The organism is Planctomycetota bacterium (assembly GCA_026387035.1).
In the GTDB taxonomy this organism is placed as follows: domain Bacteria; phylum Planctomycetota; class Phycisphaerae; order FEN-1346; family FEN-1346; genus JAPLMM01.
Genome location: JAPLMM010000192.1, coordinates 1 through 7,406 on the forward strand (window position 1 = coordinate 1; position 7,406 = coordinate 7,406).

The window sequence follows — 7,406 nt, forward strand, 5'->3', positions numbered from 1 at the left end:
GGCGCTCGCGGTCGCCGGGATGCTCATCCTGTACATGCGGGGCCGCTACGCGATGGTCCTTTACGTGGGCATCGCGCTGGTCTGCCTCGTGGTCGTCTGGCGGCTCGGGTTCTTGCGCATGACGCCGGAGGAAAAGGCTGCGGCCGACCGCTATCTTCTGCGAAAACGGGCCGGACGCGGAGGCGGCCAGGGGCTTGCCTAAATGCCCTCGCGCGAGGATAATGAGTATCGGAGGTCATGGGAACGAATGCGACAGTGGATGAGGAACCAGATGCTCTGTATGGCCGTTGGGGCCGCGTTTCTGGCTTTTGTGGCCGCCAGGACGCTCCAGGCGCAAGGTCTTAGGGGTGTCGGCTCTGTCGGCAGCACGCGTATCCTGCCAAGCGAACGCTTGGGATACACGCTGGGTGGTTACGGCTCGCAATACGCGACGGCCGGGCAGTTCGCTGCCCCCGTAGGCGGGCAAGGGTACGCCGGCTACGGCCCAACGGGCGGTGTTTCATTGTCCGACGCTTGGCGGCCGGTCACCTGGCATGCCAACGCGCCGGGCCCAGGCGTGCCGCCCAGTTACGAGATCCGGTTCCGCACCATTGATTCGCTTCAGTTTGAAAAACGCGCGCGGTTTGCCAAGTTGCGGGAGAGCATGCTGGCCCTCTCGGGCCGTGTTCGCGACCTTCAGGAAACGAGCCTCGGTCCCCTCCGCGTCGGATTGCGGGAGTGGATGTGCCCATTTCCACTCCAGGACCAGCCGCAACTGGGCTACGGTTTCTTCTCGCGGATGGACCTCGTCGGCAGCGGCGCCGTGGACCGGGAACTTTTCCTCGCCCCCTTCACCGCCGAGGTCCAGCAGAGCCTCGGCGAGGCGCGCTTCCTGGAAACGGCCGAGGCGTTGCTTTTCGCCCGGAGTCTGCCGGCCGGGGTGACCCTCGACCAGTTCTACGATCCCCAGTTGGCCGCCCTCGGCAATTACCTCTTCAACAACGCCCGTTACGACGCCGCCGTCGACGTATGGACAATCCTTGTGAACCGCGATGCGACCAGCGCGACGCGGCGGCGCGCGCTGGCGCTTTCATTGATCGCCGGCCGCCGGCTGAGCCAGGCCGCCGCCGAGGCGAGGCAATCCCTCACGCTGGCCCCGGGCTGGCCGGACAACCTGCACATCACGGGGTCGAACCTCCAGGACATTTTCCCGAACGCGAGCGACTTGGCCGACATCCGGGCGGAATTCGAGGCTCAACTCGCCCTCCAGCCCGACAACGCCGACCTGAATTTCCTGATGGCTTACGTGGACTTGTTTCAGGGGAGATGGTCGGCGGCCGAGGAGCGCCTGGCCCGATGGGCCCCGAAAGACGAAGCGGCCGCTCATCTGCTCGCACGCCTGAAGGCCGGCGCGGTCGATGAAACGGTGCGTCGGCCGACGCTCTCGGCGCTGCGCCGCGTGACCGAACAATTGACAGGCCTCGAGGAAGAACCGCTCAGTCCCGAGGACCGGGCTCGCCTCGTCACCGTCCTTCAGACGGGTGCGGAGTCGTATGAAGACCACATGCGGCTCGGGGATTTTCGATTCTTCATGGGCGAGTTCTCGCAGGCGGACGAGGAGTACCGCGCCGCCCATAAGGACAGGCCCGAAGACCCGTTTTCCCTCTTCGCCCTTGTTCACGCGGCCTTCGCCAACGGCGAGTACCGTTCGGCCATACGGTATCTGGAGAAAGCCTTCGCGCTGGAACCCGCTTGGGGGCTTTACGAATTTCGCCTTCAGGAGTTCTACGGCGACGAGGGTGAATATCGGCGACAGGTGGCGGACCTGGAGCGCCTGGTCGAACTCAGGCCGACGGTCGCCGACACGCGATTCCTCCTGGCCTACGTGTACTATTTCAGCGGTCGTTATGCGGACGCGGCCGACGAGTTGGCCGAAGTCCTTCATCTGCGGCCGGACTTCGCACGCGCCGACCAGTTCCTCCGCCTGGCACGCCTCCAGGGGTAGCCGCGGACCTCGCGCAGGACGAGCCCGACCTTGGCCGCCATCTCGCTTGTGGCTTTCGATCTGGACGATACGCTCTACCCCGAGCGCGCGTTCGTGCGCAGCGGTTTTCGCGCCGTCTCCGCGTACCTCGTTCGGGCCGGTGTGGTTGACCAGCCGGTCGCGGCGGGTCTCGAGGCGGCCTTCGACGCGGGCGTCCGCGGGCGGACCTTCAATCACGTCCTCGAGGCGTTCGGCGTTGAGCCCTCCGAGAAACTCATCCGCGACCTCGTTGGCATCTACCGCTCCCACCGCTCACCTTACGGTTTTGTTCGACCGGACATTCGCCTCCACCCCGACGCCGACCGCGCGTTGGCGGATCTCAGGGCGCGCGGTTTCCATCTGGGCCTTATCTCGGATGGGCCGCTCGACGCCCAACAGGTCAAGGTCGATGCCCTGGGCCTTGCCGAACGGCTGGACGCGGTGGTGCTGACCGAGGCCTTCGGCCGCGAGTACCGCAAACCTCATCCCCGCGCCTTCCGCGACCTTGCCGAATGCCTGGGAGTACCGGCCGAAGCCTGCATCTACGTCGCGGACAATCCGTCCAAGGATTTCCAGGGTCCGGCGGCAGCGGGCTGGCGGCCCTCGATCCGGGTTCGTCGGCCTGGCGGCCTGTATGGGGATGCACCCCTATCGGAGCCTCGGCTGGTGGCCGCGACAGTTTCTTCGCTTGACGGGCTGGCAGGGCTTCTGGAATCGCTTTCTTGCCCGAAATAGGGGCGGTGTGCCGGGTACCTTAAGGCCTTTTTCGCACCAAAAAAGCCTGGATCGGAAAGAGTGCAAGTCCTTCTCCGGCAAAGTCTTACGCGCGTTAGCCTTCAGGCCGGACCCACTTTGTGCCACGCCGGAGTTGACAGAAGGGCTTTCATCGGTATCCTTTCTGGAGTGTGATTGGAGTCTGTGAACGCTCCGGCACACCTGCGAGGGAACCCCGATGGTTACCGGACGGGACAAGGTTACGATCAAGATACCGAGGGTATTGTACCGGAGGCTGCAAACCGTGATCGGGGGCACCGGTTTCGGCTCGGTCACCGAGTTCATCGTTTTTGTGATGCGGGACTTGGTGGCGGGAGGCCAAGTGGAACGCCGCGAAGGCCTCAGCGAGCAGGAAGTGGACCTCATCCGCAAACGCCTCCGTGCTCTCGGCTACCTCGATTGAGAAGGTCGTCAGCGTGCGGCGCGGGCGCCGGCGGGGGCGGTTGACGAAACCCTCTCCGAAACGATCGCTCACGCCGGCCTTTCGCGCCCTGGTGGAAGGTCGCGGCGAGGCCGTCCGCGCGGTAAACTAACGGAGGCGCGACCGACGCGGTGGGCGGGCCTGCGGTTCTCGCGCCGGTGCACGGAACCTTCAGATACGGATGCTTCAAATGCCTGAGAAACGCCAAGTGGCGGTCATCGGCCTGGATTGTGCCACGCCCCAGTTGGTCTTCGACAGGTACTTGGACGATTTGCCGAATCTCAAACGCCTCGTCGAAGGCGGGGTGTACGGCCGGCTGCGGAGTTGCGACCCGCCGATTACCGTCCCGGCCTGGACCTGCATGACGACGGGCGTGGACGCGGGAACGCTGGGCCTCTACGGGTTCCGCAACCGGAAGGACTACACATACGACGGCCTGACGTTTGCCACCAGCCTGGCCGTCCAACGCGAACGCATCTGGGAACGCCTCAGCCGCGAGGGCCTCCGAAGCATCGTCGTCGGCGTGCCTCAGACGTATCCGCCGAAGCCCTTTGACGGCGAGATGATCACCTGTTTCCTGACGCCGAGCACCAAGAGCCAGTACACCCACCCACCCGAGTTGAAAGACGAAATCGCCGACTTCCTCGGCGAAGACTACCTGCTGGACGTCAAAGGTTTTCGCACCGACGACAAGCAGTACATCCTCGACCAGTGCTACAAGATGACGGAGCAGCGATTCCGCCTGGCGCGCCATTTCGTCCAGACGCGGCCGTGGGACTTCTTCATGATGGTCGAAATGGGGCCCGACCGGGTTTACCACGGCCTGTGGTCCTACACGGACCCGACGCACCCGAAGTATGTGCCGGGCAACCCCTTCGAGAACTGCATCCGCGATTACCACGTTTACCTGGACGCCCGAATGGGCGAACTGCTGGACGTCCTCGGTCCTGAATGCGTCGTCCTCGTCGCGAGCGACCACGGCGCCAAGAAGATGGACGGCGGAATTTGCGTCAACGAGTGGCTCATCCGGAACGGCTGGTTGGTCCTTCAGGAGCCGCCCCGCGAGCCGACCCCGCTCGAAAAGTGCAAGATCGATTGGTCGCGCACCCGCGCGTGGGGCGAAGGCGGATACTACGCCCGCGTGTTTATGAACGTCCAGGGACGGGAGCCGCAGGGTATCATCTCGCCCGCGGATTATGAGAAAGTCCGCGACGAACTGAAGGCGGCCCTCGAGGCCATCCCCGACCACAAAGGCCGGCCCATCGGCACACGCGCCCTCAAGCCGCAGGAGATTTACCGCACCGTCGCCGGCGTCCCGCCTGACCTCATCGTGTACTGGGGCGACCTCGACTGGCGCAGCGTCGGCCAGGTCGGCACCGGCCGGATCCACACCTTCGAAAACGACACCGGGCCCGATGACGCCAATCACGATTACCACGGCATGTTCGTCCTGCGCGACCCGGCGCGGCCCGGCGGAGGTCGCCGCCTCGAGGGGCTTCACCTTATGGACGTGGCGCCGACGGTCCTGAGTTACTTCCGTCTGGAGCCCGAGGCCGACGTCCAGGGCAAACGCATCACGTGGTAGCGCTCTTTTTCAACGCAGAGATCGCCCCGACGGGGTAAACTCCGACCGCAGAGGGAGGAGTGTGTAAACAACGGCTTACAAAGCATGCTGTTTGCCGTTCCCCTATCTTTGCCGTTCTCTGCGTGCTCTGCGTCCTCTGCGTTGAGATAGCGTTGTAGAAATAGGAGGAGGCTTCGATGACGAAAGAACGTGTGCCGCTCTCCCGGCCGGACATCAACCAGGCGGACATTGACGCGGTCGTCGGCGTCCTGCGGACGCCGCACCTCAGCCTCGGTCCGAAGGTCCCGGAATTCGAGAAGGCGTTTGCCAACTATCTCGGTGTGCGGCGCGCCGTGGCCGTCAACTCCGGCACGAGCGGCCTGCACGTCGTCGTCCGGGCGATCGGCCTGGGGCCCGGCGACGAGATGATCACGAGCCCCTTCTCGTTCGTCGCGTCGGCCAACTGCGCCCTTTTTGAGCGGGCCCGGCCGGTCTTTGTGGACATCGACGAGGCGACCTGGAACCTCGACGTCGCGAAACTCGAGGCGGCCGTCACGGACCGCACCCGGCTCCTCTTGCCGGTCCACATCTTCGGCCGGCCCATGCCGATGGACGAAGTCGAGCGCGTCGCCAAGGCGCAGGACCTTCCCGTCGTCGAGGATGCCTGCGAGGCCCTCGGCGCCACCTGCCAGGGCCGAAAGGTCGGGACTTTCGGCCGGGCCGCCACCTTTGCCTTCTACCCTAATAAGCAGATGACCACGGGCGAGGGCGGCATGATCGTCACGGACGACGACCGGTTCGCGGACCTCTGCTCGAGCCTCCGCAACCAGGGGCGCGACGCCGGGGCCGGCTGGCTCGCCCACGCACGCCTCGGCTATAACTATCGCCTCGCCGACATCAACGCGGCCCTGGGTCTGGCGCAACTGGCGCGCCTGCCGGAGTTCCTCCGGATGCGCTCGGAAGTCGCCCGGCGGTATCTGGAGAAACTCGCCGATGTCGAAGAACTGGTCCTGCCCGCGCCGTACGAGGACGGCGAACTCTCGTGGTTCGTTTTCGTGGTGCGCCTGGCCGACCGGTTTACGCAGCGCGATCGCGACGCCATCCTCGAAAGCCTTCGCCGCGACGGCATCGGATGCAACAACTACTTCACCCCCATCCACCTCCAGCCGTTTTACCGCGACCTGGGCTACAAGCCCGGCGACTTCCCGGTGTGCGAGAAGGTGAGCGCCCGGACGATCGCCCTCCCGTTCTACAATCGCCTCACGGAGAAGGACCAGGACCTGGTCGTCGAACGCCTGAAATCCGCCATCGCGCGGCTCTGACGCCGGGAGGGCGGTGATGAAAGAGAATCGCGGCCCGTACGGGCCGCGATGCGTTTCATTGGCTGGCGTGAGTGCACAAACTTCGAACCGAACACCTCGGCGGTGGCGTCTTTCCTGAACGCCTTCTGCGGGTTTGCGGGTTTATAGAACCGCATCTTCTTACGGCGGCGAGGCTTGGGCGATGCATCATGGTGCAAGGGATCTGCCCTCCCTCCTGGTCATGGCACAACCTTTCTGACGGCCAAGGCGCATCCGTTCATGGCGTGTTTTCCTGATGACTTTGGCGGGCCGCGCGCATACTATGGCCACACAGGATCCGGTAGTGGTGTCTCCGAGGAGGGATGGTATGAACCTTTCGTGTCGCCTGGCGGCGGCGGCGGCAATTCTTCTGGCCAGTTCGCTTCCCGTCCTGGCCGGCGAGGCCGCGGATACCTTCAACAAAATTTACGGAGAGGACCTCAAGCGCGTCGCCGCGACCCCGTTGCCGGCCGACGATGTCGCCCTGGCCAAACAGATGCTGGGGGACGCGAAGGAGGCCGGGGACCAGCCGGCGCTCCTGTCGCTCTTGTGCGAGAAGGCCTATGAACTAGCCGCCAAGGACGCCTCCGGGTATGCGACCGCGACGGCTGCTATGGATCTCTTGGCCGGGAAGAGTCCCGAGAAGAAGGTGGAGTGCCTTCGGAAGAACGCCGCCCTTTACCAGAAACAGTACGCCGCAGAGCGCGGCGAGGCGAAGACGAAGGCGGGCGAGGATGTCATGGCTGCCCTGAGCGCGCTGGCCGAGGCCCAGACGGCCGCAGGAGATTCTGACGCCGCCGGCTTGACCCTGCGCCAGGCGATCGCCGTTGCCACGGCCATCAGGTCGGAGAACAAGGCGGCCCTCCAGGCCCGGCTCGAGAACCTGGCGCCCCGGCAGAGAGTCGAGAAGCAGATTGCGGCGCTCAAGGCGAAACTGGATGCCGATGCCAAGGACGAGGTCTCCAGGAAAGAACTCGTGCGGCTGTACCTTGTGGAGATGGACAACCCCGCCGAGGCCGCGAAGTTCCTCGATGAGACCCTGGACGAGGCGACGCGGAAGTACGTCCCCGCGGCCGCCAAGCCTGTTGAGGACGCGCCGGAGTTGGCGTGCACGGAACTGGGGGACTGGTACCGCGGCCTCGCGGACCAGGCGGCAACACCCGTGAGCAAAGGCGCGATGCTTCGCCGCGCCCAAGCCTACTACCAGCGGTTCCTCGAACTTCACACGGCCGAGGACCTCGCGCGCACGGCCGCCACGCTGACCCTGAAGAGGATCGAGGACGCCCTGGCGAAGTGCGGCGCGGC

The 7,406-nt window shown here is 65.1% G+C and carries 7 protein-coding genes; all 7 read left to right on the forward strand.

The genetic code is table 11. The features are described 5' to 3' along the window. The coding region (locus tag NTX40_06810) for a hypothetical protein (protein MCX5648790.1) at positions 1–202 on the forward strand (202 nt) is incomplete at its 5' end. A gap of 69 nt (positions 203–271) precedes the next feature. Next, positions 272–1,984, forward strand: coding sequence for a hypothetical protein (locus NTX40_06815; GenBank protein ID MCX5648791.1), 1,713 nt, complete (start codon positions 272–274; stop codon positions 1,982–1,984). 30 nt (positions 1,985–2,014) lie between these two features. After that, positions 2,015–2,737: an HAD family hydrolase gene (locus tag NTX40_06820; protein ID MCX5648792.1), complete on the forward strand. Its 723-nt coding sequence runs from the start codon at positions 2,015–2,017 to the stop codon at positions 2,735–2,737. Positions 2,738–2,954: 217 nt separating this feature from the next. After that, a complete protein-coding gene (locus NTX40_06825; GenBank protein ID MCX5648793.1) occupies positions 2,955–3,179 on the forward strand; it encodes a CopG family transcriptional regulator in 225 nt (74 codons plus the stop codon). A 208-nt stretch (positions 3,180–3,387) separates the two neighbouring features. Further along, on the forward strand, positions 3,388–4,782 hold the full coding sequence (locus NTX40_06830; GenBank protein ID MCX5648794.1) for an alkaline phosphatase family protein: 1,395 nt from the start codon (positions 3,388–3,390) through the stop codon (positions 4,780–4,782). 176 nt (positions 4,783–4,958) lie between these two features. Next, entirely contained in the window at positions 4,959–6,083 is a 1,125-nt protein-coding gene (locus NTX40_06835; GenBank protein ID MCX5648795.1) for a DegT/DnrJ/EryC1/StrS family aminotransferase, read from the forward strand. Positions 6,084–6,429: 346 nt separating this feature from the next. Continuing rightward, positions 6,430–7,406, forward strand: a 977-nt coding sequence (locus NTX40_06840) for a hypothetical protein (GenBank protein ID MCX5648796.1), incomplete at its 3' end; no start/stop codon positions are given.